The following is a 21,000-nucleotide window of genomic DNA, read 5'->3' as shown; positions in this document are numbered from 1 at the left end:
CCATCCCTTTGTTTTCCCGCAATTCCGGGCGCGTTTCGCGCCGTTTTGAGGATTGCTCCAGGACAGGATTTGAAAAGACATGTCTGAGATCGTCTATGATGCGCTGGTGATCGGCTCCGGCGCGGCGGGTTCATTTGCGGCAAAAGAACTGACGGCACAGGGGCTGTCGGTGCTGTTGCTCGAGGCCGGTCCCGCCGTTGGGCCGAAGGATTTCGATCCCGCGCGCAAGAAGGCGCCGGCAAGCAGCATCAATATCTGGGAGCGCGCGCGCGCCACCTTGAAGGGCCAGCCGATCCAGGCCCGCGCGGCCTTCTTTACCGAGCGTTTCAGCCACTTCTTCGTCAACGACCGCAAGAATCCTTATACGACGCCGAAGGGCGAGCCCTTCCTCTGGATCCGCGGCCGCCAGGGCGGCGGGCGTCTCCACAGTTTCGGCCGGGTGCTGCTGCGCTGGACTGACGATGATTTCAAGATCCGCTCTCGCGCCGGAAAGGGTGTGGACTGGCCGGTCTCCTATGAAGAACTGGTGCCTTTCTACGACGAGGTCGAGGCTTATCTCGGCCTCTACGGCAATAGGGATAACGTGCCGAGCTTGCCGGACGGCATCTATGCGAAGCCGGCAAGCCTGACGCCCGCCGAACAGATCTTCAAGCAGGCGGTCGAAAGCCGCTGGCCGGACAGGCACGTCGTCTCCTGGCGTTACATTGCGCCGGACGCCGACCGCATGCCGCGACCGCTGCGAGAGGCTCAGGCCACCGGTCAATTGACCGTCCGCTACGACGCCGTCGTTCGCCGCATCACCACGGACGAGAAGACCGGCCGCGCCACCGGGGCGGAGTTCATCGATCGCAATACGGGCGAAGTATCGACCGCGCGCGCCGCGACGGTGGTGCTTTCGGCCTCGCCGATAGAGAGCGTACGGCTGCTGTTGAATTCGGCGTCGGCGAAACATCCTGATGGGCTCGGCAACAGCTCGGGCGCTCTCGGCCGCTATTTCATGGACCAGCTTCCGTGCCTCGCCTTTGGGTCCTTTTCGAAGGCGAAGGGTTGGGCGGTCGACGAGTCCGCGCCGACCGACCCGTTCTACAATCCGTCGGGCGGGATCTTCATTCCCCGCTTCGGCGAGGGCGATGCCGCCCGCGGCGATTTCGACTACCAGGGAAGTGTCGGCCGTGCGCCGATCTCCGCAGACGCAGATGCACGTCTCGCCTTCTTCGGTTTCGGCCGCATGCTGCCCTATGCAGACAATCGCATCACGCTCGACGTCAGGCGTAGGGATGCCTGGAACATTCCTGTGCCGCATATCCGCTGCGTCATGCGACAGGAGGAACAGGCGCTGCTCAGAAGGCAGGAGGAAACGCTGATCGCGATGATCAAGGAGGTCGGCGGCGACCTCGAATTCATCGGCTCGCCCACCGGCCTCAAGGAGATGGGCAAGGGCGCCTTTCCCGAAGCCGATGCCTTCAGCCGCTTCATGTTCCGCAAATGGTTCCGCAAGACCATGTGCATGGGCGCGGCAATCCATGAGACGGGCGGCGCGCGCATGGGCGAAACCCCGGAGGCTTCGGTGCTCAACCCCTACAACCAGGTCTGGGATGTCCCGAACCTCATCGTCACCGACGCCAGCGCCTTCCCCGGCAGCGGCATCGCCGGCACGACGCTCACCGTCATGGCCTTGACGATCCGCGCCTGCCGGAATCTTGTCGACCAGTACCGGACGGGACAGCTATAGGCGCGCCTCGGCGGCTGAAGCGCATTCGACGCCGCAATCATCGGCTTAAGAGATCGGGACGTTGCTGTTCCGGCTTTGGCTTAGCCGAACCGTCACACAAACTTCGCAGTGACATGCTCCTGTCAAAAAAGCAGGAAGGAAAAGCCCATGTCTCAAACACATCAGGACCAACTCAGCCGTATTAAGGCCGAGATCGCCGACAGCTTCGATGAAGAGCTGGAAATGCAGATGGAGGAAGATCGGCTGGACGATCTGGTCGCCGAAGGAATGTCGGAACCGGCGGAGCAGACGCTCGAGCGAAAGACCTACTTCCGCGAGCTCTTCCGGCTGCAGCACGAACTGGTGCGGCTGCAGGATTGGGTTCAGCATAAGAAGCTGAAGGTGGTGGTGCTGTTCGAAGGCCGGGATTCGGCCGGCAAGGGAGGCGCGATCAAACGCGTGACCCAGCGGCTCAATCCGCGCGTCTGCCGGACGGTCGCGCTGCCCGCCCCTACCGAGCGGGAACGTCATCAATGGTATTTCCAGCGTTATGTCCCGCATCTTCCGACCGCCGGCGAAATGGTGCTCTTCGACCGAAGCTGGTACAATCGCGCCGGTGTCGAGCGCGTCATGGGGTTCTGCACCGATGAAGAGCTCGAGGAGTTCTTCCGCTCGGTGCCTGAATTCGAGCGGATGCTGGTCCGTTCCGGCATCGTGCTGATCAAATACTGGTTTTCGATCACCGACGAGGAGCAGGAATTCCGCTTCAAGATGCGTATCCACGATCCGCTGAAGCAATGGAAGCTCTCACCGATGGATATGGAAAGCCGTGTGCATTGGGAGGAATACACCAAAGCCAAGGAAGAGATGCTGGCGCGTACGCACAGCCCCGATGCGCCTTGGTGGGTGGTTCAGGCCGTGGACAAGAAAAGGGCGCGGTTGAACTGCATTGCCCATCTTCTCGAGCAGATCCCTTACGAGGATGTTCCGAAACCGGAGATCCAGTTGCCGGACCGCATCCGTCACGCCGATTACAACAGGGCGCCGGTTCCGCCTGAAATGCTTGTGCCGGAGCGCTATTGAAAGCATCGCCGCGTTGGGCGGCGGGCTACCGCATAATTCTTCAGTTCGGAATCGTTTGAGAGATTGCTCCGCTACGCCGCGCAAGACGTGGCGTAGCGTCGGATCGCCGGCGACCGTCAGGCGGCGATATCAGCCATGCGGTTCAATTTCGAGACGGCGTCATCCGGCAGCACGAGCGCGGCGGCGGCGAGGTTCTCCCTGAGATGGCCGACGGACGAGGTGCCGGGGATCAGCAAGATGTTTTCCGCACGACGCAGCAGCCAGGCGAGCGCTACCTGCATGGGCGTGGCACCAAGGCGTGCGGCGACGTCGGACAGGGTGGACGACTGCAGCGGGGTGAACCCGCCGAGCGGAAAGAACGGCACATAGGCGGTGCCTTCGTGCGCGAGGTCCTCGATCAGCCTGTCGTCGGCCCGATGCGCCAGATTGTACTGGTTCTGCACGCAGACGATCTCGGTGATCCCACGCCCCTCGGTGATCTGCCTCGATGTGACGTTGCTCAGCCCGATGTGACGGACCAGGCCTTGCCGCTGGAGATCGGCCAGCACTGTCAGAGGCGCTTCGATCGACCCTTCGGCTGGGCCGTGCACATCGAACATGATCCTGAGATTGACGACGTCAAGCACATCGAGGCCGAGATTGCGGAGATTGTCGTGCACTGCCGCGGTCAGCTCTTCACGCGAGAAGGCCGGCATCCATGATCCATCCCCGCCGCGCCGGGCGCCGATCTTGGTGACGATGCTGAGATCGTCGCGATAGGGATGCAGCGCTTCACGAATGATCTGGTTGGTGACGTGGGGGCCATAGAAGTCGCTGGTGTCGATGTGGTTTACGCCGCTCGCGACCGCCTCGCGCAGTACTGCCAGGGCCGCGCCATGATCTTTGGGCGGGCCAAACACGCCAGGACCAGCGAGCTGCATGGCGCCATAGCCAAGCCGCTTCACGCTGCGGCCGCCGAGGTTGAACGTGCCGGATTGATCGATAGTGGACATGGTCTAACTCCTTTCAAGAGATGACACCAAGATAGGCGTTGGCGGAACGTGTGAAAATTGGCTATAATCCGCACGGGCTGTGCGGAGTAGCGAACAGTGAAAGCAGATCTCGGTGATCTCAATGCCTTTGTTGCCGTGGCGCGCGCCGGGGGTTTTCGTGAAGGGGCGCGCGTAAACGGCAGCAGCGCCTCTTTCCTCAGCGAAGCGGTGCGTCGCCTGGAGGCCCAACTCGGCGTCAGGCTGCTCAACCGCACGACACGCAGCGTCGTCCCGACCGAAGCGGGCAAGGGCTTGCTGGAGCGGCTCGGTCCTGCTTTGAGCGAGGTAGAGTCTGCCCTCGACGTCGTCAACGGTTTTCGCGACAGGCCGGCGGGTGCATTGCGCCTCAATGTGCCGGTCAGCGCGGCGCGGCTGGTGCTGCCCGCCATCGTCCCAGCGTTCCTGGCCGCCTATCCCGATATTCGGCTGGAAGTGGTAACCGATGAGAGTTTTGTCGACGTGCTAGCGGCCGGCTGCGACGCCGGCATCCGCTATGACGAGCGGTTGGAGCAGGATATGATCGCAATACCGATCGGGCCACGCGTCCAGCGCTTTGCCATCGCCGCCTCCCCCGACTACCTGGATCGCCGCGGCCGGCTGCAACACCCGAGCCAGCTGCTCGGCCATGCCTGCATATTGGGCCGCTTCGATAGCGGTGCGATGACGGCGCCGTGGGAATTCGAGCGTGATGGTGAGATCGTGCGGGTCGATCCAACGGGGCCGCTGATCGTGCGGGTCGGCGGAGCGACCGACCTAGCCGTCGATGCAGCGATATCAGGAACAGGGATCGTCTGCCTCTTCGAGGACTGGCTGCGCCCGCATTTCGACAGCGGTGCGCTCGAGCCCATCCTCGAACCGTGGTGGCAGCGCTTCTCCGGGCCATTCCTCTATTATCCCGGACGGCGTCTGGTGCCTGCGCCGCTCCGGGCGTTCATCGATTTCGTCAAGGCATCAGCCAATCAGGCTTGATGTTTGTCGGCCAGAGACGTGCCTCCGATCTTCGTTGAGTGCTTCTATGCGTTAGAGCTTGACCTCGGCACTGTCGCCCATATCAGGTTTCTGTTCGAGACCGCGGCGGTCGCCATCTTGATATAGCTGATGATCGTGCCTGGGCTGTCCCAACCACGCAGTCGATCAATGGACGCTTGGGGTTTTCATGACCATTGCGAAGTCTTCGGCGACCAGTTCACTGACGGCGATGAGAACTTCTTCCCGGGAAAAACCCGATGTCAGAGCGCGTTGGATCAGATCCTGCAGATCCGGCTCCACGACATCGCGGCAATCCTCGAGGCGTTCTTCGGAAACGGTGAGGCTATTGAGTTCGTCCATTGTCTGTCCTTTCACGGAATGTAGCAGCCGAAGCTCGGGGCTAGTTGGGAATGGCTGCTAACGGGTGGTCGCCACCCGCTTGGATCCGGCGAGCAGGCCTTCACGCTGCATCTTCTTGCGTGCGGCCTTGCGATGCCGACTGATCGCCTGCGCCTTTTCTCTGACACGCCGTTCGGACGGCTTTTCATAGGCGCGCCGTTCCTTCATTTCACGGAACAGTCCTTCGCGCTGCATTTTCTTTTTCAAGACCCTGAGCGCTTGATCGACATTATTGTCTCTGACGAGTACCTGCATTTCAAGTTCTCCTTGTTTGGGTGGTGCGACGATCGCAGGCTCAGCCAAGCTGCTCGGCGATCAGAGCCCGCAATTCGCGGCGGGTGAGAAGGCAGGGAAACGGCTTCCAGCTTCCAGCAATGCGGCGGACAGCCTCGTCATCCTTACGCGGTTTCGCCACCGCAACCGTGGTGGCTGTATTTATGTGGTTCAAAAAGAATTCCTTTGCCGATCTCGGCCGGCGTCATCGATTGTTTGTGGGGTTGCCCGTCACGCAGCCATAACGGCGCGCACGGATGTACAAGCGCTTCAATCATGAGCCAGCAACAGCTTAGATTTCCGCTTGATCGGGTATTCCCGCAACATAGGTATCGGCGGACACAATTGCAACGGATGGCCCGGATGGCATGGCGCGGGCATCGCCAATCGCCTTCAGATATACTCAGCGCCATTTTATTCAAGTTATCCGGGTATAGTTTTCGCCGAATTTTCTTCAATTTGGCTTGAAAGTGACATTATTCCGCCGGAATGGAAGCAACGCGGAGGTTGGCATCGAAATTAACCTTCTGTTAAATAGACCATTGACTTGTAGTATTAATAGGTTGTTAAAGGAGCCGCTCGCTGAGGTCGAAATTGACCCGCCAATAAACAATTTTAGGAGAGAGCTATGGCTTCGCCGATACATGCAACTGATGATAGTGCAACATTTAAAGAAACCGACGTTATTTCTGGAAATCTGCTTTCCAACGATTCATCCGACAACGGCCACCTGTTCCTGCGCGCCTTCGACGGCGCAAGCGTTGGCGCCAAGGCCGGCAACAGCCAGGTCACCGAGATCCAGGGCGACTACGGCACTTTCTTCGTCAAGCCCGATGGCAGCTACACCTATGTCCTGAGCGACGCGGCCAAGATCGGCTTCGCCAACGGTGAATCGTACCAGGAGAAGGTTTCCTACAAGATCTCCGACGGCAGCGGTCATACCGATGTCGGCCTGTTCACCCTGAACATCCAGGGCGTAACCCAGGTAAAGCCGATCGCTGTTGACGACCACTACAGCTTCAACGAAGGCGACGCCATCGGCGGCAACGTTCTGGACAACGACATTGCCGGCGACAACGGCAAGCTCTTCCTGCGTCAGTTCGACGGCACGAACGTCAGCGCCAAGAGCGGCCTCGACGCTGTTACCGACATCGTCGGCGACCATGGCGTCTTCCACGTCAAGCCGAATGGCGAATTCACCTACACGCTGACGGAAGACCTGGCTGCCGGCCAGAACGTCACGGAAACCGTCCAGTACTACAAGATCTCCGATGGCGAAGGCCACACGGATGCTGGCGTTCTGACGCTCAACATCACGGGCACCGACGCTCATCTTGCTTGATCAGCAGCAGTAAATCAGTCAGACACAACGCCCGCCGCGCAATCGGCGGGCGTCTTCATATGTCCGCTAGTTTTGACGCGCGGTGCCGGCGGGGTTCAATCATGTGCGGTTGAAGGTCTGAAAAGCGGGTATAATACTTTTTAGCTAGTTCTTATAAATGCCGGGGTGGCGTAGTCTTCATGTTCGGAGGACACGCCGTTGACCGAACACATCGAACCCAGGCAAATCGAAACAGACGATCTGACGAAAGTCTGGTCCGTGACGGAGTTCTGCGCGCGTCACCGCATAGATACCGAGGAACAAGCGCTGCTGCTCAAGCTTTTCGGGCCGTTCGCGACCGCCTCCGAATTGCTTCACAATGCCAAGCGCGCGCCAAGGTTCAGATAAAAGGTCCTTCACCTCGTTGCCTGGACGGATGTGCCGATGAGGCCCCCTCTCTCGCTCTTCAACGATCTTGCCATAAATGCCCGGCAGGTCCTTCAGTGAACGAGACTGCGCAAGATATCACCCGATCGGGCGACGCTCGCTGTTCTTGCCTCTCCTTAGACATTTATGCAGTAATCGAAATGGTGCGATCGTTGCAATTGGCGGAACCATCATCGTGAAAACGAGCGGCGCTAGTATGGATCATGTCGATATCATTGATGCTGTCTATCAGGCTGCGGTCCGTTCAGAATTATGGCCGGATACCCTATGTTCGATCGTTGACTACGTCGGCGCCATCGCCGGAAATATTGTCTACCAGGCGCCCGATGGTCGCGGCAGCTTTTTGATCCCCGGCCGCATGCGTGAAGATTTGAATGCGCTCTATCTTCAGCATTATACGGGAAACCCCTATGCCCGCGCATTCGAGAAGGTAAAGCCGGGTGAGATTGCAGTCGGCAATACGTTGATCGATGCAGAGGCCGTCCGGCATTCGGCGTTTTATGCCGATATCTGCGCGCCTCAGCACATCTTCAATCAGCTCTTCCTGCCGCATGCCAGCCTGCACGAGCGTGGAGGTATCGGCGGTGTCGCTCTTTTCCTGTCTCGTCAGCAAGACGAACACGCCGTCGAAGCGGCGGCACGGCTGAAGCTGCTGAGCCCGCATATGGCGCGGGCAATCGATCTTTCCTTTCAGGTAAACCAGATCGCCCGTGCACCCGAATTGCCGCAACGGCTGATCGATGCAATGGCTGATGCGGCCGTGCTGATCGATAGTCGCGGTGCAGTCCTTCTGTTGAATGCGGCGGCCGAAGCACTGCTCAAGCAGGCCGACGGCATTTTCCTCAGCCGATCCGAGAGGCCCTCGCTTGCTGCCCATATTCCAGAGACATCCACCCGGCTATTGAACGCCATTCGCCAGGCGTTGCTGATAGCCGATGGCGAGGACACGCCGTTCGGAGGAGCTTTGTCGATCTCTCGGCCATCGGGTTTGCCACCTTATTTGGTGATGATCACGCCGCTTGCACCGACAGCGGTTTCCATATGGGATGCGGTTGACAGCGGAGCGCGCGTCCTCATTCATATCGTCGATCCGGAAGCAAAGACGCGACGGCAAGCGCAACAACTGCAACACATCTTTGGCCTGACCGAAGCCGAAACCCGGGTCGCTGCCCTGATCGGCAGCGGAATGAATTTGCCCGAGATTGCCGAGGTTCTTGGAATTTCGTCCAACACGGTAAAAACACACACTAGCCGATGCTTTGGCAAAACGGGAACTCGATCCCAGGCGGCTCTCGCCAGGTTGATTGCGTCGATCCCGATCGCGGGAAACAGGACGGCGGCGCCGTCCCGTGCGAAGGGGAAGAGCCTTCCGCGGCAATCGTAAATTCCCAAGCCATCTTCACATTCAGTATGCTTTGAAGAGGCCGCTGCGTGACCTTCATAGGTCAGGGCGATTTTCCTGAATTGCTGCTCACTCTCTGCACAGAATCTGCAATCCGGCGCGGCATCCTTCGGCCATGAGCAAGAATGACATCCCGCTCCGCTTCACTCCGCCCGCTTTGCCGGATCGCCTCCGCAATGACGGATGGTGGCTGACGGAGACAGACGGGCCTCAGGCTGCCGAGAAGGTTTCCGTGATCATGCTCGTCGTGATCGAAAAGCGCCATTTAGAGGAGCAACTATGGACGCAACCGAGACATTGACGCCACCAATCCCTCTCAGGCGCGGCAGCGGCCGAATTGCCGCGCTGCTTGGGCTCGTGGCTCTGGCGGATTTTCTGATCTTCGGCCAGCAGCCCGGGATAAATCTTTTCCTGTTTGCGCTCGCCGTCTGCGCCGGCATTCTACTTTCGGCCGGGAAGATCCGGGCGCCGTCAATGGCTGCTCTCCTGTTTGGTTTTTCGGTTCTGGCGTCGGCGCCTCTGCTGGAAGCGCCCTCATTAGCCGGCACCAGCCTTTGCTTCAGCGCGCTGATAGCGGTTGCTCTCGTCGGCGCCAGGCTTATGCCTCGCAGTCTCACCGGTCTGCCGCTAGTGTTTCTCCGTTTTGCTCTCGTCATCCCCTTGCGGCTTGCCGACGATATTAGGAAATATCTTAAGACGCCGGCCAAACGTTTCTCCTTCACCGTCGTTCGGCAGGGCGTCGGCCTCTGGATCATGCCGCTCGTTCTCGCCGCAGTCTTCGTGTTCCTCTTTGCGGCTGCGAACCCGCTTATCGAGATCGCGCTACGCAGTATTGATTTTGCCGTTCTGCTGCAGTTTCTCGATCTTTGGCGGATCGGTTTCTGGATGATGATCGCCATCATGGTCTGGGCGCTGTTGCGGCCACGCCTGAAGCGTCGCGCTGTGAGGTCGCAAGCCGGCAGGGCCCTCATGATCGTGCCCACCAGAAATGCGCCGCTCGGCCATGCCTCGCTGTTGCGGTCGCTGCTCCTGTTCAACGCGCTGTTTGCCGTGCAGACGCTTCTCGATCTCGTCTATCTCTGGGGCGGCGCAGATCTGCCCGATCACATGAGCCATGCTGAATATGCTCATCGCGGCGCCTATCCGCTGATTGCGACGGCACTTCTGGCCGCCGGTTTCGTCCTCGTTGCCATGCGGCGCGGTGGCCCCGGTGATCATAGTTCGCTCATCCGCGGCCTCGTTCACGCCTGGATCGGCCAGAACATCCTTCTCTGCCTGTCGTCCATGCTGCGGCTCGGGCTTTACGTCGAGGTCTATTCGTTGACGGAATTGCGTGTCGCTGCCGGTCTCTGGATGGGACTCGTCGCTATCGGCCTTGTCTTGATCCTGCTGCGCATTCTGCTCAACCGATCCAACGAGTGGCTGATCGCCGCCAACCTCGCCTCCCTGATTGCGATGCTCTATATCAGCGCCTTCATCGATTTCCCGGCTGTGATCGCCCGTTTCAATGTCGTCCATAGCCAGGAAATCAGCCAGGAAGGCCCACCGCTCGACCTCGATTATCTCTCCTCGCTCGGTCCTTCCGTCATTCCGTCGCTCGATCTCTATCTCCAGATGTTGCCGGGCTACCTGGTCGACAAGCGGAATCAAGCGCTGGCATTTCGGTACTACCTCGTCAGGGATTTCGAACGGCGCCCGCGTGACTGGCGGAACTGGACCTTCCGGGCGGCGCGGCTGGAGACCCATCTTCTATCTCCTGCTGCCATTGCAAGATAGAAAGAGAACGATGACAACAGGTACGAAAAACAACGCAGGACTGGTGGATGGCGCCCCGAATTCTCGTCGTCGATGACGAACCTCACATCCGCGACGTGATTTGCTTTGCGCTTGAGCGCGCCGGCCTGGCATCGATGGCCGCCCGCAACGGCACCGAAGCGATGGCGGCCTTCCGCCGAGGCAACATCGATCTCATCATTCTCGATATCGGCATGCCAGATATGGATGGCCTGGAGGTCTGCCGCCAGATCCGCAAGACGTCGGGATTGCCGATCCTGTTTCTTTCGGCGCGTGACGAGGAGATCGACAGGGTACTGGGTCTCGAAATTGGCGGAGACGATTATGTCACCAAACCTTTCAGCCCGCGAGAACTCGTGGCTAGGGTCAAGGCAATTTTGAAGCGCAGCAGCAATGGGGCAGGACCTGAGAGACGCCACGCCACACTTGTTGCTGGCGCGCTCAGCCTGGATCGTCGCGGCAGGACAGTCACCTTCAGCGATGGTGAGATCGCAATGACGGCGCTCGAATTCGCAATTCTGGATGCTTTGCTGTCACGCCCCGATATGGTTTTCAGTCGCGAACAATTGATGGAAGCGGCCTATGGCGCCGGTACCTATGTCGCTGACCGGACGATCGACAGCCATATCCGCAACATCCGGGCCAAGTTCCTGGCGGCCGGCGGCCAGGGGGTCATTGCAACGGTTCACGGCATCGGCTTCAAACTCGGCAGTGAAATCGGGAGGAAGGCCTGATGCTGGCGCCCAAGGTCAAGACAAAATGGCGGCCGACGCTGGCGCTGATCGTCTATGTCGTGCTTCTTGCGGTCATGGCGCTGCCGATCCTCATCGTCATCTGGTTTCGCACCGTGGAGATGAGTTCGAACCGGATGGCACCTGCGGAAATCGGCGCCCTCGCCGTCGTCTTCATGCTGACGCTCGGCGTTGCCTATGTGCTGACGCGCACCATCACCGGCCCTATCGACGCCTTGATTGCCCGCGCGGACGAGATCGCCCGTGGCGGCAAGGCGGCGATCCGACCGCTTGAAAGCTACGGAACATGCGAGATCGCTTTGCTGTCGCAAAGCTTCCTCGATCTCGCCGGAAAACTGGTCGATCGCACCGAATATATCAGCTCCTTTGCCGCCCATGTCTCCCACGAACTGAAATCGCCGCTGACGGCCATCCGCGGTGCCGCCGAACTTTTACGCGACGATGATGCGGAAAGGCCGATGACGAAGGCGCAGCGTTTGCACTTTCTCGATAACATCGTCGCCGACGCAGTCCGGCTCGATGCGTTGCTGCAGCGGCTGAGGGAACTTGCGCAGGCGGAAACCCTTGTCGCCGAGGGCAGAAGCAGCGTCACCGACATCATATCCTCACTGCGCGGGCGATTTCCCGCCCTGGATATTTCCGGCTTAGGCGATACGGAAATATCGGTTGCTCTTCCTCAGGAAGCAGCCGCCATCGTCTTTGCCAACCTTGCCGAAAACGCTCTTCAGCACGGCGCCACGCTGTTGGAACTCAGAGTATCGGCCGACGCCCGAACAGCCGTCATTCTTGTTCGTGACGACGGCAGCGGTATTTCCGAGGCAAATCGCCAACGCATCTTTCAGCCGTTCTTCTCCACCCGCCGCGAACAGGGCGGCACCGGCATGGGCCTCGGTATCGTCCGCGCCATGCTGAGCTCGCATGGCGGGACGATCCGCATACGGCAGACGACCGGCGGCGCCGGCGCCGAGTTCGAGATCACCATACCTGTGTAATTCTCGCTTGATCGAGGAGATCCACATATGGCTAGCACACTTTGGAGCCTGATACCGACCGCACGCTACCAGAACGCCTGCGGCACGCTGCCCCAAGCTTTAAGCGGGCCGTTGGTACGGGCGAAGGCGAATCGCCCTCCCCTACCGATGCTCGCGCTTATCGCGTCGTATAACCACCGTCGACGACAAGCACTTCGCCGGTGACATAACTTGCCGCTGCCGAGCAGAGGAACAATGCGGCACCCGCCACCTCCTCCGGCTGCCCGACGCGTCCCATAGGCGTCATGCTGCGCCAGGTTGGGAACCAGTCGGGATTGTCGATGCCGCCGCGCGACAGGTCGGTCTCGATATAGCCGGGGGCGATGGCGTTGACGCGGATATTCTCGGCGGCAACCTCACTGGCGAGGCTCTTCGTCATCATGTGGACCGCCGCCTTGGAGGCGTTATAGGCGACCTGGTTCTGCGGAATGTTGGAAACGATGCCCGAAATCGAGCCGATATTGAGGATGGCGCCGCCGCCCTGACGCCGCATGGGTGCGAGTGCCGCCCGGCAGGCACGGAAGACGGTGTCGACATTGACGGTCATGATCTCGCGCCAGATGGCATCGGAGAACTCGCCGCTGTCGCCATGAATGGCGATGCCGGCATTGTTGACAAGGATGTCGAGCCGTCCTGTTCGTGAAAGGGTCTCAGCGACGAGTTCGTCGGCAGCGCTTTCCTTCATCAGGTCGGCAACAATGAAATCGCAATCGACGCCGGCCTTGGAGAGCCGCTCTTCTGCCGCTGCATTGCGGCTTCGGCCCGTGATGATGACTTTGGCGCCCGCCTCGCCGAGCGCCTCGGCGATCGCAAGCCCGATGCCGCGCGTGCCGCCGGTCACCAGCGCCACCTGTCCGTTCAGGCGAAATCTGTCGAAGATCATGTCCGTTTCCTCTCGGCGATTGTTGAAGGCGATCACGCTTTCGTCAGATGTCGGCGCTCTGCGGCAGGATAACGAGATCGCGAATCGTAATGTTGCGTGGGCGAGTCAGCATGAAAAGCACGGCCTCGGCCACTTCGTTCGCCTCCATCAGGCCGCCCGCGGCGAGCGCCTCATCCAGCTTCTCCTGCGGCCAATCGCTGAGAAGGGCGGTGACGACCGGACCGGGAGCGATGGCGCCGACGCGCAAGCCATGCTTGGCCACCTGCCGCCTCAGCGTATGGACGAATGCCTGGACCGCATGTTTCGAGGCGGTGTAGATCGGTTCCCAGACGACCGGGATCATGCCGGCAACGGAACTCGTCAGGATGATATCGCCGGTCTTGCGCTCGACCATATGCGGCAGAACGGCATGCACCGAGCGGAATGCGGCGTTGATGTTCAGATTGAGCATGCGGTCCCAGGCATCAGGGTCGCCACCCAATACCTCACCGCCGATGTAAGAGCCGGCATTGGCGTGGAAGATATCCAGCTGGCCCGCTTTTTCCAGGATCTGCGGCATCATCCCTTCAACGCTTTTCGGATCGGTGAGATCGATGACCAACGGAATGGCGTTTGCGTCGAGTTTCGAGCAGATTTCCTTCAAGGCTTCTTCATTGCGGTCAACCAGCACGACCCGAGCGCCCGCGGCAAGCAAAGCCTTGGCGCATTCAAGGCCGATACCCGACGCCGCTCCGGTGACGGCCGCGACTTTTCCAGACAGATCCTGTCCCATTTTCTTCCTCTGGTTTCCTGGTTGCTTAGAGCATCTCCGTTTTCTTCGAATCACGGAAGTGCTCTATCTCTTTGTTTTCACGCAATTCCGGACGCAAAACCGCTGCGCACTTTTGCTGAAATTGCTCTAAGCCCGGCCGTGCGAGATCCGCGATCGGCGTGCCAGCGAGTCGACGATGACGGCGACGGCAAGGACGGCGCCCGTGATCATGTATCGAAGCGACGATGACAGATCGAGAAGCGTCAGCCCGCTGGCGATCGACTGAATGACGATGATGCCGAGAAGCGCTGAATAGGCACTGCCACGCCCGCCGAACAGGCTCGTGCCGCCTATGACCGCCGCAGCGATGGCGTTGAGATTGACGTCGCCGGTGCCGGCCTGCTGACTTGCCGTCGCCAGCCGGGCGGCAGAGAGAACGCCGCCGGTTGCCGCAAGCAGGGCGCACATGACGAAGGCGCTCGTGTAGATCCGCGAGACGTTGATGCCGGAACGACGGGCCGCTTCCCTGTTGCCGCCGACGGCGTGCATGGAGCGTCCCCATTTGGTGCGCGTCAGTGCATAGTTCATGGCGACGGCGAGCCCGACGAAAAGACCGAACATCCACGGAATGCCGCGCGACTGATTGAGATAGAACGCGACTGCTTCCAGGGCGAGTGTGATGATGACAGCGCGGATAAGCAGCCCGCGGGCCGATTTTGCAGACAAGCCGGCCGCTCGCCGGCGCGCCGACGTGCGGTAGCTGGAGAAGAAGAAGGCAATGCCGGCAAGTGCTACCAGCAGATAGGCGATCGGGTCCGGCATGACCATGATTTGGCCGAAACTCACGAGCCAGGAGCCATAGGGAAGATTGATCGAACCCGTCGCTCCGAGGATATAGAGCTGCAGGCCGAGAACCGCGAGCAGTCCGGACAGGGTGGACACGAAACTCGGCATGCCGAAGCGGTTGAAGACAAACGCGTAGAGCGAGCCGATCAGGGCGCCGACGATCATCGCGGCGAGGACTGCAAGGACCACCGGCCAACCCTGGTTGACCCAGAAGACGCCGACCAGCGCCGAGGCGAAGCCGCTGACGGAGCCGACGGAAAGGTCGATCTCACCCACCATCAGGATACAGACGATACCCAGCGAGATGACGCCGACCGTCGAGCAGTCGAACAGCATGTTGACAAGGTTGCTGCTGGAGAGAAACACCGGATTGAGCGCCTGAAACACCGTCCAGATGATCGCCAGGCCGACAATGACCGGCAGTGAGCCGAGATCGCCGGAGCGGATGCGATCCCAAAAGGCCTGGATCGAACCGCCGAAACTGTCGTCATGGCGCACTCTCTCATCACGCCGGTCGAGCAGCGCCGGTGCTGCCGGATCATTGTCGATGGTCTTCATCATGGCCTGCCCTCCTCGTTCGGTTGGCTTTGCGCCTGGCGGCGCGACGCTCGGCGGGAGACGGAATTGTTGGATGCACCGGTGATGGCGCTGACGAGCTGCTCGTTGGACGCGTCGGGCAGCATGGTGCCGTTGTTGCGACCGAGGCGAAGGACGACAATGCGATCGGCGACGGCGCGCACATCCTCCATGTTGTGGCTGATCATGATGACAGCGAGGCCGCGTTCCCGCACGCGCTCGATGAGGTCAAGCACTTCAGCGGTCTGGGCAACGCCGAGCGCTGCTGTGGGTTCGTCGAGCATGATCAGTTTCGGCTCGAGCAGCAGCGATCGGGCGATCGCTACCGTCTGGCGCTGTCCGCCGGAAAGTGAGGCGACGGGCTCGCGCACACTTGGAATGCGAGCCGAAAGCTCATTCAAGAGTTGCCAGGCGCGGATCTCCATGGCGACCTCATCGAGCTGATAGGGGCTGAGCTCCTTGCCGAGGAAGATGTTGGCGACGACGTCGAGATTTTCGCAAAGTGCCAAATCCTGGAACACCGTTGCAATGCCGAGGCCGAGAGCAGCACTTGGGCTCGGCAGGTTCACCGGCTTGCCTTCGAACAGGATCGTGCCCGAGCTTGGCTGATGCACACCGGCCAGGATCTTGACCAGCGTCGATTTGCCGGCGCCATTGTCGCCCACCAGCGCCACGACCTCACCGGCATACACATCCAATTCGATATCGCTGAGCGCCGACACCGCCCCGAAGTTCTTCGATATTCCGCGCAGACTGAGGACAGGCTGACGGGAAGGGTCAAGATTGTGAGAGGTTTCAGACATCGCCTGGCCTTTCGGAAAAAGCAAAACGGAAAGCGCGACCGGCGGCCGGTCGCGCTTTCCTTGCGGGTTACTTCGTGATGCCAAGCTTCTTGCAGCCGTCGGCATAGCGGCCGGTGCACAGCTCCTCGGCGGTGTTGATCTTCTTGTCGATGATCTCGGCCTTGAGGTTTTCGGCAGTGACGACGGCAGGGACGAAAAGCTGCGCCGGCGTGTCGTAGAGCGTCATTTCGGCCTTCGGCGTTTCTCCGGCCAAGAGCTTTACGGCGACATCGGCAGCGGCGGCGGCGACGATTTCGCTCGGCTTGGAGATCGTATTGTACTGATCCCCCGCGATGATCAGCTGGAGTGCCGCGATCGTCGCATCATTGCCGGTCACCGGCGGCACGGGTTCGACACCCGCCGCCTTGAAGGCTGCGATGGCGCCGCCACCAGTGCCGTCATTGGCAGCGACCACACCGACGATCTGTTTGCCGAAGCGGGTGATTTGGCCGCCGGCCCATTGCTGGGCATTCGAGGGCTGCCAATTGGGTGTGTCGAATTCAGCAAGCGTCTTGTATCCGCCACTCGCCAGACCCTCATGAATGCCGTCCTTGATCAGCCCGGCAGCCGCATCGGTCGGCGAACCGTTGATCTGCAGGATGCCGCCTCCATCGGTCGGCACATTCTCAGCCTTCAGATGCTGGACGAGCGATTCCGCAATTGCCTTGCCGATCGCCTTGTTATCGAAGGAGACGTAGAAATCGGCCTTGCCTTTCGGAATCGGACGGTCATAGGCAATGACCTTCACACCCTGGCTCTGTGCGAGCTGGACGAGCGATGCGGCCGCCGCCGAATCCACCGGGTCCAGCACGATGACTTTGGCGCCCTGGGTGATCGCCGAATTAAACTGCTGCTGCTGTTTTGCGATATCGGCATCGGCGTTCTGATAGAGAACCTTGCACGACGCGCAAAGCTTCTTCATTTCCGCGACGAAGCCCGGGTGATCGTGCTCTTCGTAGCGGGTAGAGCCCTGATCGGGCATGAGGAATGCCACTGTCGCATCCGAAACGGCCGTTTGCGCAAAGGCGGAAGTACCGCCCAGCAAGGACAGGACAAATACCGCGGCGCCTGCCGCCTGTGTTGAGAATTTCATCATTTCCATCTCCTCCCATTGGTAAAAATTGTGTAGGTTCGTGATTGCACTGCCTGCTGTGGCCGTTCGGCTGAATGAACGGTCGCGCCTGTCCCGGCGTTTGATGTTTTTGAGGACAAGCATCTCCGATCGCGAGCCGCTCATCGCACGCCCACGTTCAAAGTCAGTGTCAGTTTTCGCTCCTCCTCCTTGTCCTCCCTCGTCCCTTGGACCGTGCTCGTTCGGCTCCTCCAGAGCATTTCCGTTTTTCTCCGAGTTACGGAAATGCTCTGTCTTTTGTTTTACGCAATTCCGGACGCAACACCGCTGCGCACTTTTGCTGGAATTGCTCTAGGCCGCCTTTGCCACATTGATATTGTCACCCAACAACCGCCGGAAACGCGAAGGCGTCATGCCTTTTTCCGCGAGAAACTGCCGGTTGAAGTTGGACAGGTTGTTGAAGCCGACCTCGAAGCAGATATCGGTGATCGATGCATGGTCATCGCTCATCAGGATCTGGCAGGCGAGATTGATGCGCAGGCGTTTCACATATTGTACCAGCGACATGCCGGTATGGCGGCGGAAGCCTCGCGAAAAGGCGCCGGTCGACTGTTCGGCGATCGCCGCGAGATCAGCTTCGTCGAAGGATTTCGTGAGGTTCTCTCTGATATAGGCGAGCGCCTTGTTGATGCCGGCCGACATGTAGCCCGATGGATCGGGCAAATAGCTCGGGCTGGCGAGAAGCTGGGAATCCTGCGCCCGGCTGAGCAGGCCGACGATCATCATGAACAGCTCGATGCGACGCACACCATGCGCCTGCTGCACCTCGTTCATCAGGGGAGCAACCTGCCGGCTGGTATCGGCGCCGAAGAGCACGCCGCGGCGGGAGGCTTCAAGAACCGGATCGAACGGGCCGAGCTCGGCCAGCACCTTCATCGTGTCGCTGATGAAGCCCTCGCTGAACTGGATGAGCTGGCATCGAAGCGGAATGCTCGAGCCCTTCGGGACATCGCTGATCCAGTTGTGGGGGAGATTGGGACCAGCAAGAACGAGATTACCAGGCTCGAATTCGCCGATGAAGTCGCCGACGAAATACCGTCCCGTTGTCGCCACGACGAGATGAAGTTCGTATTCCGGGTGAAAATGCCAGCGAACAGTATGGTAGGGATAGCCATGCGCCTTCGTTGCGAAAGATTCGCCGGGCCGGATCTGAATGACTTCCAAGTCAGGTTCCATTGTCTCCTCCTCCGAGGACGGTTCCAGGCCCGCCAGCCAAATTCTTTTTGGCTTTTATTGTTTAAGGGGAGTGTAATGGGCTCATGTCCCGCCCGCCACCACGATTCCCGGTCAAAACCGATACTTTTTTGACAATAGACGCTGCGCAGCCGGCGTAAAGACGACAGCAATCCGCATTTCAGATCGTCTAAGGGCCGGCCTCAGGCGGCCAGGGCTGCGATGACGTTTCTGACCAGCGCAGAAGAGGACAGCCGGCTTGTGGCGCAGCTAGGGGCGCCGATCGCACCGACCCGCACGGAAACGCCGCCGCGCGCATTGGCGATCGCAAACATCGACTCGTCGGTCAGATCATCGCCGATGGTAATCGGGCAGCGGTTCTTGAACGGGTCGGACTGGAAAAACCGTTCCAGCGCATCGCCCTTGCTCGACCGTGCCGGACGCAGCTCGAATACCATCTTGCCGAGCTGCAATGCCCAGTTCGGCCCGGCGAGCTCAGCATAGTGGTGCATGCGGTCTGCGAGCACCTTTTCATATTCGGGCGCGAGCCGGTAATGGGCGGCAACGGCCGCACCCTTATCCTCGATCAAGACTCCAGGATAGTGCTCGGCTTCCTCCGTCAGCGCATGCTTCAGCGCCTGAAACTCAGCTGTCGCCTCGACCGTCTGCATGCCCGCGGCGTTCCTGATTTCCGCGCCGTGCAGGCCTGCTGTCGGAAATGCAAAGGGTTTGAACAGCGCGTCTGCATAGGCAAGCGATCGGCCGGTGACCAGTGCCAAGGCACCGCCAAGCTTGTTCGACAGGCGATGAAGTTGTCCGGGGAGCGCCTCTGGGACCTCGATCGCATCCGGCGTGGGCGCGAGATTGAGCAGCGTCCCATCGATATCGAGAAACATCGCCCAGTGGTCGGGCTCTTCCAAGACCAGTGAAAGCATTTCCTGAGTAGCGTCGTCGTCCTGCACGGCATTCTCCAAACTCTGCAATCATTGAAGCTAGGTCGCCGGCCAACAAGGACAAGGTGGCTTTTCAGACTCCGGAACATCCTAAGGCTAGTCCGCGTTGTGTCTCGCCGCCCGTTCGAGCACTCGCGCCCTAGAAGGTACATTGATGGCCAAAAGCAGTTCAGATCCCCGTGATGAGGTCAATGCCCCGCTGGCACATGGCGCTTTAAACCTGCCATTGGTGGTGATCGACGATTACAACAACGAACTGCGTGACAAGAATGGTTTCGTTGGCGACAACGCAAACAAGAAGACTTTCCAACAGAAGCTTGATGATTGGAGAAAACGCATCCGCAAGGTCGGAGACGACCCGATCGGCAAGATTGAGACCGACAAGCTCTCCAAGAAAAAAATCGACGCTATTTTGAAGGGCGATGATTTGGCGGCGGCGGCGTTGATCATGGGGGCTGTGGAGGATTTTGCCCAGGACTTTGCCGATGTGATAGGCAAGTTTCTGAAGGACAAACGCTGGGGAAAGACGGAACGCATCGTCGTTGGCGGCGGCTTCCGACGGAGCCACTTTGGCGAACTGGCGATCGCCAGGACGATGGTTATTCTCAAGGCGGCCGGCATCGCCGTCGAGGTCGTGCCGATCGTTCACCACCCCGATGAGGCCGGACTGATCGGCGCGGTCCACCTGATGCCCCGCTGGATGTTCAAAGGCCACGAGGCCATCCTCGCCGTCGATATCGGCGGCACCAATGTTCGCGCCGGCGTCGTCAAATTCGGAAAGGACGACGTGCCGAATTTTGCGGATGCAAGCGTCTGGGATTCGGCCATCTGGCGTCATGCCGACGACGAGCCGAGCCGCACTGCGACCATCGAGAAGTTGGCCGCGATGTTGCGGGATCTGATCGGTAAGGCCGAAAAGGCCAATCTCAAGCCGGCGCCCATCATCGGGATCGCATGCCCCGGCATCATCAAAGCCGATGGCTCCATCGAACGCGGCGGACAGAACCTGCCCGGCGGAAACTGGGAGAGCGACAGCTTCAACCTTCCTGCCGCACTGATGAAGGCCATTCCTGAGATCGGCGACGACAGCACATTCGTGATGATGCACAACGATGCCGTCGTGCAGGGATTGTCGCAGATCCCTTTTATGAACGACGTGTCGAGATGGGCAGTGCTGACCATCGGCACGGGGTTGGGCAACGCGCATTTTACCAATCGCGAAGGAACGAAGGCGCGGTAGGCTCAGCAATTCGAGACGTCCGGCGCTGCCCCATGACGCATTTCGGGGTGCGCTTCAAGATGAGAGCCCTCCCCTTTCCTGCCCACGTTGGAATACATGGTGATAACTCCGACAGACGGTTCTCGGCAGGTTTAAATTGCGCTTATCTCTGCAACTCCACGCAATCGATCCGCAGACGAAAGATGGACTATGAACTTCAAGGGAATAAGCGCCCCGCTTAATGCCGGCCGTCTCGAACAGATGCTCGGCCTTGCCCCGTCACGCCGCGATGCCGAAACCGAGGACGCTAGTGACAAGCCCTCCAGCAACGAACCCGCCCGCGGGCTGGAGGCTGAAAGCTCATGCCGTTCGTCTGCCTATAAATGAGAACCGATTGTCTGATTCGGACCGT

General features: G+C 59.9%; 21 protein-coding genes and 1 pseudogene. 10 read left to right on the top strand and 12 right to left on the bottom strand.

The window, feature by feature from the left end; translation table 11 throughout:
* Positions 1–79 precede the first annotated feature (79 nt).
* Together BS629_RS00175 and ppk2 are read left to right on the top strand one after the other, a co-directional pair.
* On the top strand, positions 80–1,732 hold the full coding sequence (locus BS629_RS00175; protein WP_018246901.1) for a GMC oxidoreductase: 1,653 nt from the start codon (positions 80–82) through the stop codon (positions 1,730–1,732).
* Positions 1,733–1,879: 147 nt separating this feature from the next.
* A complete protein-coding gene (gene ppk2 / locus BS629_RS00170; protein ID WP_018246902.1) occupies positions 1,880–2,794 on the top strand; it encodes a polyphosphate kinase 2 in 915 nt (304 codons plus the stop codon).
* Between the two features lie 116 nt (positions 2,795–2,910).
* Here the strand turns inward: ppk2 and BS629_RS00165 are convergent, their stop codons facing one another.
* Positions 2,911–3,786, bottom strand: coding sequence for an aldo/keto reductase family oxidoreductase (locus BS629_RS00165; protein WP_018246903.1), 876 nt, complete (start codon positions 3,784–3,786; stop codon positions 2,911–2,913).
* 96 nt (positions 3,787–3,882) lie between these two features.
* Here BS629_RS00165 and BS629_RS00160 point away from each other — a divergent pair, with 96 nt between their 5' ends.
* A complete protein-coding gene (locus BS629_RS00160) occupies positions 3,883–4,794 on the top strand; it encodes a LysR family transcriptional regulator (RefSeq protein WP_018246904.1) in 912 nt (303 codons plus the stop codon).
* Between the two features lie 51 nt (positions 4,795–4,845).
* On the opposite strand, the pseudogene BS629_RS39515 reads toward BS629_RS00160, so the two are convergent.
* The 4 genes and pseudogenes from BS629_RS39515 to BS629_RS39070 form a co-directional block, all read right to left on the bottom strand.
* Positions 4,846–4,946 (bottom strand): annotated as a pseudogene (locus BS629_RS39515) (pyridoxamine 5'-phosphate oxidase family protein); the annotation flags it as partial.
* 13 nt (positions 4,947–4,959) lie between these two features.
* The gene (locus BS629_RS00155; RefSeq protein ID WP_003538349.1) at positions 4,960–5,154 is read right to left on the bottom strand and encodes a hypothetical protein; all 195 of its coding nucleotides are present in this window, start codon (positions 5,152–5,154) and stop codon (positions 4,960–4,962) included.
* A 57-nt stretch (positions 5,155–5,211) separates the two neighbouring features.
* On the bottom strand, positions 5,212–5,448 hold the full coding sequence (gene rpsU, locus BS629_RS00150; RefSeq protein ID WP_018246906.1) for a 30S ribosomal protein S21: 237 nt from the start codon (positions 5,446–5,448) through the stop codon (positions 5,212–5,214).
* 40 nt (positions 5,449–5,488) lie between these two features.
* Complete coding sequence (locus tag BS629_RS39070; protein ID WP_018246907.1) at positions 5,489–5,641, bottom strand: hypothetical protein; 153 nt, start codon at positions 5,639–5,641, stop codon at positions 5,489–5,491.
* A gap of 453 nt (positions 5,642–6,094) precedes the next feature.
* On the opposite strand from BS629_RS39070, the gene rapA2 reads away from it, so the two are divergent.
* From rapA2 to BS629_RS00115, 6 genes are all read left to right on the top strand, one after another.
* Complete coding sequence (gene rapA2 / locus BS629_RS00145) at positions 6,095–6,808, top strand: calcium-binding lectin RapA2 (RefSeq protein WP_018246908.1); 714 nt, start codon at positions 6,095–6,097, stop codon at positions 6,806–6,808.
* A gap of 198 nt (positions 6,809–7,006) precedes the next feature.
* On the top strand, positions 7,007–7,195 hold the full coding sequence (locus BS629_RS00140) for a hypothetical protein (RefSeq protein WP_018246909.1): 189 nt from the start codon (positions 7,007–7,009) through the stop codon (positions 7,193–7,195).
* A 76-nt stretch (positions 7,196–7,271) separates the two neighbouring features.
* A complete protein-coding gene (locus tag BS629_RS00135) occupies positions 7,272–8,618 on the top strand; it encodes a helix-turn-helix transcriptional regulator (RefSeq protein ID WP_376775203.1) in 1,347 nt (448 codons plus the stop codon).
* A gap of 297 nt (positions 8,619–8,915) precedes the next feature.
* Positions 8,916–10,412, top strand: coding sequence for a DUF4153 domain-containing protein (locus BS629_RS00125; protein ID WP_026188809.1), 1,497 nt, complete (start codon positions 8,916–8,918; stop codon positions 10,410–10,412).
* Positions 10,413–10,459: 47 nt separating this feature from the next.
* A complete protein-coding gene (locus BS629_RS00120) occupies positions 10,460–11,164 on the top strand; it encodes a response regulator (RefSeq protein ID WP_018247119.1) in 705 nt (234 codons plus the stop codon).
* Positions 11,164–12,174, top strand: coding sequence for a sensor histidine kinase (locus BS629_RS00115; protein WP_018246912.1), 1,011 nt, complete (start codon positions 11,164–11,166; stop codon positions 12,172–12,174). The genes BS629_RS00120 and BS629_RS00115 overlap by 1 nt, the downstream gene beginning before the upstream one ends.
* A 157-nt stretch (positions 12,175–12,331) precedes the next feature.
* On the opposite strand, the gene BS629_RS00110 is transcribed toward BS629_RS00115, so the two are convergent.
* From BS629_RS00110 to otsB, 7 genes are all read right to left on the bottom strand, one after another.
* On the bottom strand, positions 12,332–13,096 hold the full coding sequence (locus BS629_RS00110) for an SDR family NAD(P)-dependent oxidoreductase (protein ID WP_018246913.1): 765 nt from the start codon (positions 13,094–13,096) through the stop codon (positions 12,332–12,334).
* A 43-nt stretch (positions 13,097–13,139) separates the two neighbouring features.
* Positions 13,140–13,868 (bottom strand): SDR family oxidoreductase, encoded by a 729-nt coding sequence (locus tag BS629_RS00105; protein WP_018246914.1) that lies wholly within the window; start codon positions 13,866–13,868, stop codon positions 13,140–13,142.
* A 126-nt stretch (positions 13,869–13,994) separates the two neighbouring features.
* Positions 13,995–15,254, bottom strand: a complete 1,260-nt coding sequence (locus BS629_RS00100; RefSeq protein ID WP_018246915.1) for a sugar ABC transporter permease — start codon at positions 15,252–15,254, stop codon at positions 13,995–13,997.
* A complete protein-coding gene (locus tag BS629_RS00095; RefSeq protein WP_026188811.1) occupies positions 15,251–16,072 on the bottom strand; it encodes an ATP-binding cassette domain-containing protein in 822 nt (273 codons plus the stop codon). Before BS629_RS00095 ends, BS629_RS00100 begins: the two co-directional genes overlap by 4 nt.
* Positions 16,073–16,139: 67 nt before the next feature.
* Positions 16,140–17,213 carry an ABC transporter substrate-binding protein gene (locus BS629_RS00090; protein ID WP_026188812.1) on the bottom strand — a complete coding sequence of 358 codons (1,074 nt, stop codon included), beginning with the start codon at positions 17,211–17,213 and terminating at the stop codon, positions 16,140–16,142.
* Between the two features lie 321 nt (positions 17,214–17,534).
* On the bottom strand, positions 17,535–18,419 hold the full coding sequence (locus BS629_RS00085; RefSeq protein WP_018246919.1) for a helix-turn-helix domain-containing protein: 885 nt from the start codon (positions 18,417–18,419) through the stop codon (positions 17,535–17,537).
* A 200-nt stretch (positions 18,420–18,619) separates the two neighbouring features.
* Positions 18,620–19,399 (bottom strand): trehalose-phosphatase, encoded by a 780-nt coding sequence (gene otsB, locus BS629_RS00080; RefSeq protein WP_018246920.1) that lies wholly within the window; start codon positions 19,397–19,399, stop codon positions 18,620–18,622.
* A gap of 124 nt (positions 19,400–19,523) precedes the next feature.
* On the opposite strand from otsB, the gene BS629_RS00075 reads away from it, so the two are divergent.
* Positions 19,524–20,609, top strand: a complete 1,086-nt coding sequence (locus BS629_RS00075) for an ROK family protein (protein ID WP_018246921.1) — start codon at positions 19,524–19,526, stop codon at positions 20,607–20,609.
* The last annotated feature ends 391 nt before the right edge of the window (positions 20,610–21,000 follow it).

It is taken from the genome of Rhizobium leguminosarum bv. viciae USDA 2370, from assembly GCF_002008365.1.
Taxonomy (GTDB): Bacteria; Pseudomonadota; Alphaproteobacteria; order Rhizobiales; family Rhizobiaceae; genus Rhizobium; species Rhizobium leguminosarum.
The sequence above is the reverse complement of the archived record's forward strand: the minus strand, read 5'-3'. Positions and strand labels throughout refer to the sequence as shown.

Excerpts from the sequence above, each read along its gene's own strand:
- BS629_RS00175 (WP_018246901.1), top strand. The coding sequence starts at position 80 with ATGTCTGAGATCGTCTATGATGCGCTGGTGATCGGCTCCGGCGCGGCG.
- ppk2 (WP_018246902.1), top strand. The coding sequence starts at position 1,880 with ATGTCTCAAACACATCAGGACCAACTCAGCCGTATTAAGGCCGAGATC.
- BS629_RS00165 (WP_018246903.1), bottom strand. The coding sequence starts at position 3,786 with ATGTCCACTATCGATCAATCCGGCACGTTCAACCTCGGCGGCCGCAGC.
- BS629_RS00155 (WP_003538349.1), bottom strand. The coding sequence starts at position 5,154 with ATGGACGAACTCAATAGCCTCACCGTTTCCGAAGAACGCCTCGAGGAT.
- rpsU (WP_018246906.1), bottom strand. The coding sequence starts at position 5,448 with ATGCAGGTACTCGTCAGAGACAATAATGTCGATCAAGCGCTCAGGGTC.
- rapA2 (WP_018246908.1), top strand. The coding sequence starts at position 6,095 with ATGGCTTCGCCGATACATGCAACTGATGATAGTGCAACATTTAAAGAA.
- BS629_RS00135 (WP_376775203.1), top strand. The coding sequence starts at position 7,272 with ATGCCCGGCAGGTCCTTCAGTGAACGAGACTGCGCAAGATATCACCCG.
- BS629_RS00125 (WP_026188809.1), top strand. The coding sequence starts at position 8,916 with ATGGACGCAACCGAGACATTGACGCCACCAATCCCTCTCAGGCGCGGC.
- BS629_RS00120 (WP_018247119.1), top strand. The coding sequence starts at position 10,460 with ATGGCGCCCCGAATTCTCGTCGTCGATGACGAACCTCACATCCGCGAC.
- BS629_RS00115 (WP_018246912.1), top strand. The coding sequence starts at position 11,164 with ATGCTGGCGCCCAAGGTCAAGACAAAATGGCGGCCGACGCTGGCGCTG.
- BS629_RS00110 (WP_018246913.1), bottom strand. The coding sequence starts at position 13,096 with ATGATCTTCGACAGATTTCGCCTGAACGGACAGGTGGCGCTGGTGACC.
- BS629_RS00105 (WP_018246914.1), bottom strand. The coding sequence starts at position 13,868 with ATGGGACAGGATCTGTCTGGAAAAGTCGCGGCCGTCACCGGAGCGGCG.
- BS629_RS00100 (WP_018246915.1), bottom strand. The coding sequence starts at position 15,254 with ATGATGAAGACCATCGACAATGATCCGGCAGCACCGGCGCTGCTCGAC.
- BS629_RS00095 (WP_026188811.1), bottom strand. The coding sequence starts at position 16,072 with ATGTCTGAAACCTCTCACAATCTTGACCCTTCCCGTCAGCCTGTCCTC.
- BS629_RS00090 (WP_026188812.1), bottom strand. The coding sequence starts at position 17,213 with ATGGAAATGATGAAATTCTCAACACAGGCGGCAGGCGCCGCGGTATTT.
- BS629_RS00085 (WP_018246919.1), bottom strand. The coding sequence starts at position 18,419 with ATGGAACCTGACTTGGAAGTCATTCAGATCCGGCCCGGCGAATCTTTC.
- BS629_RS00075 (WP_018246921.1), top strand. The coding sequence starts at position 19,524 with ATGGCCAAAAGCAGTTCAGATCCCCGTGATGAGGTCAATGCCCCGCTG.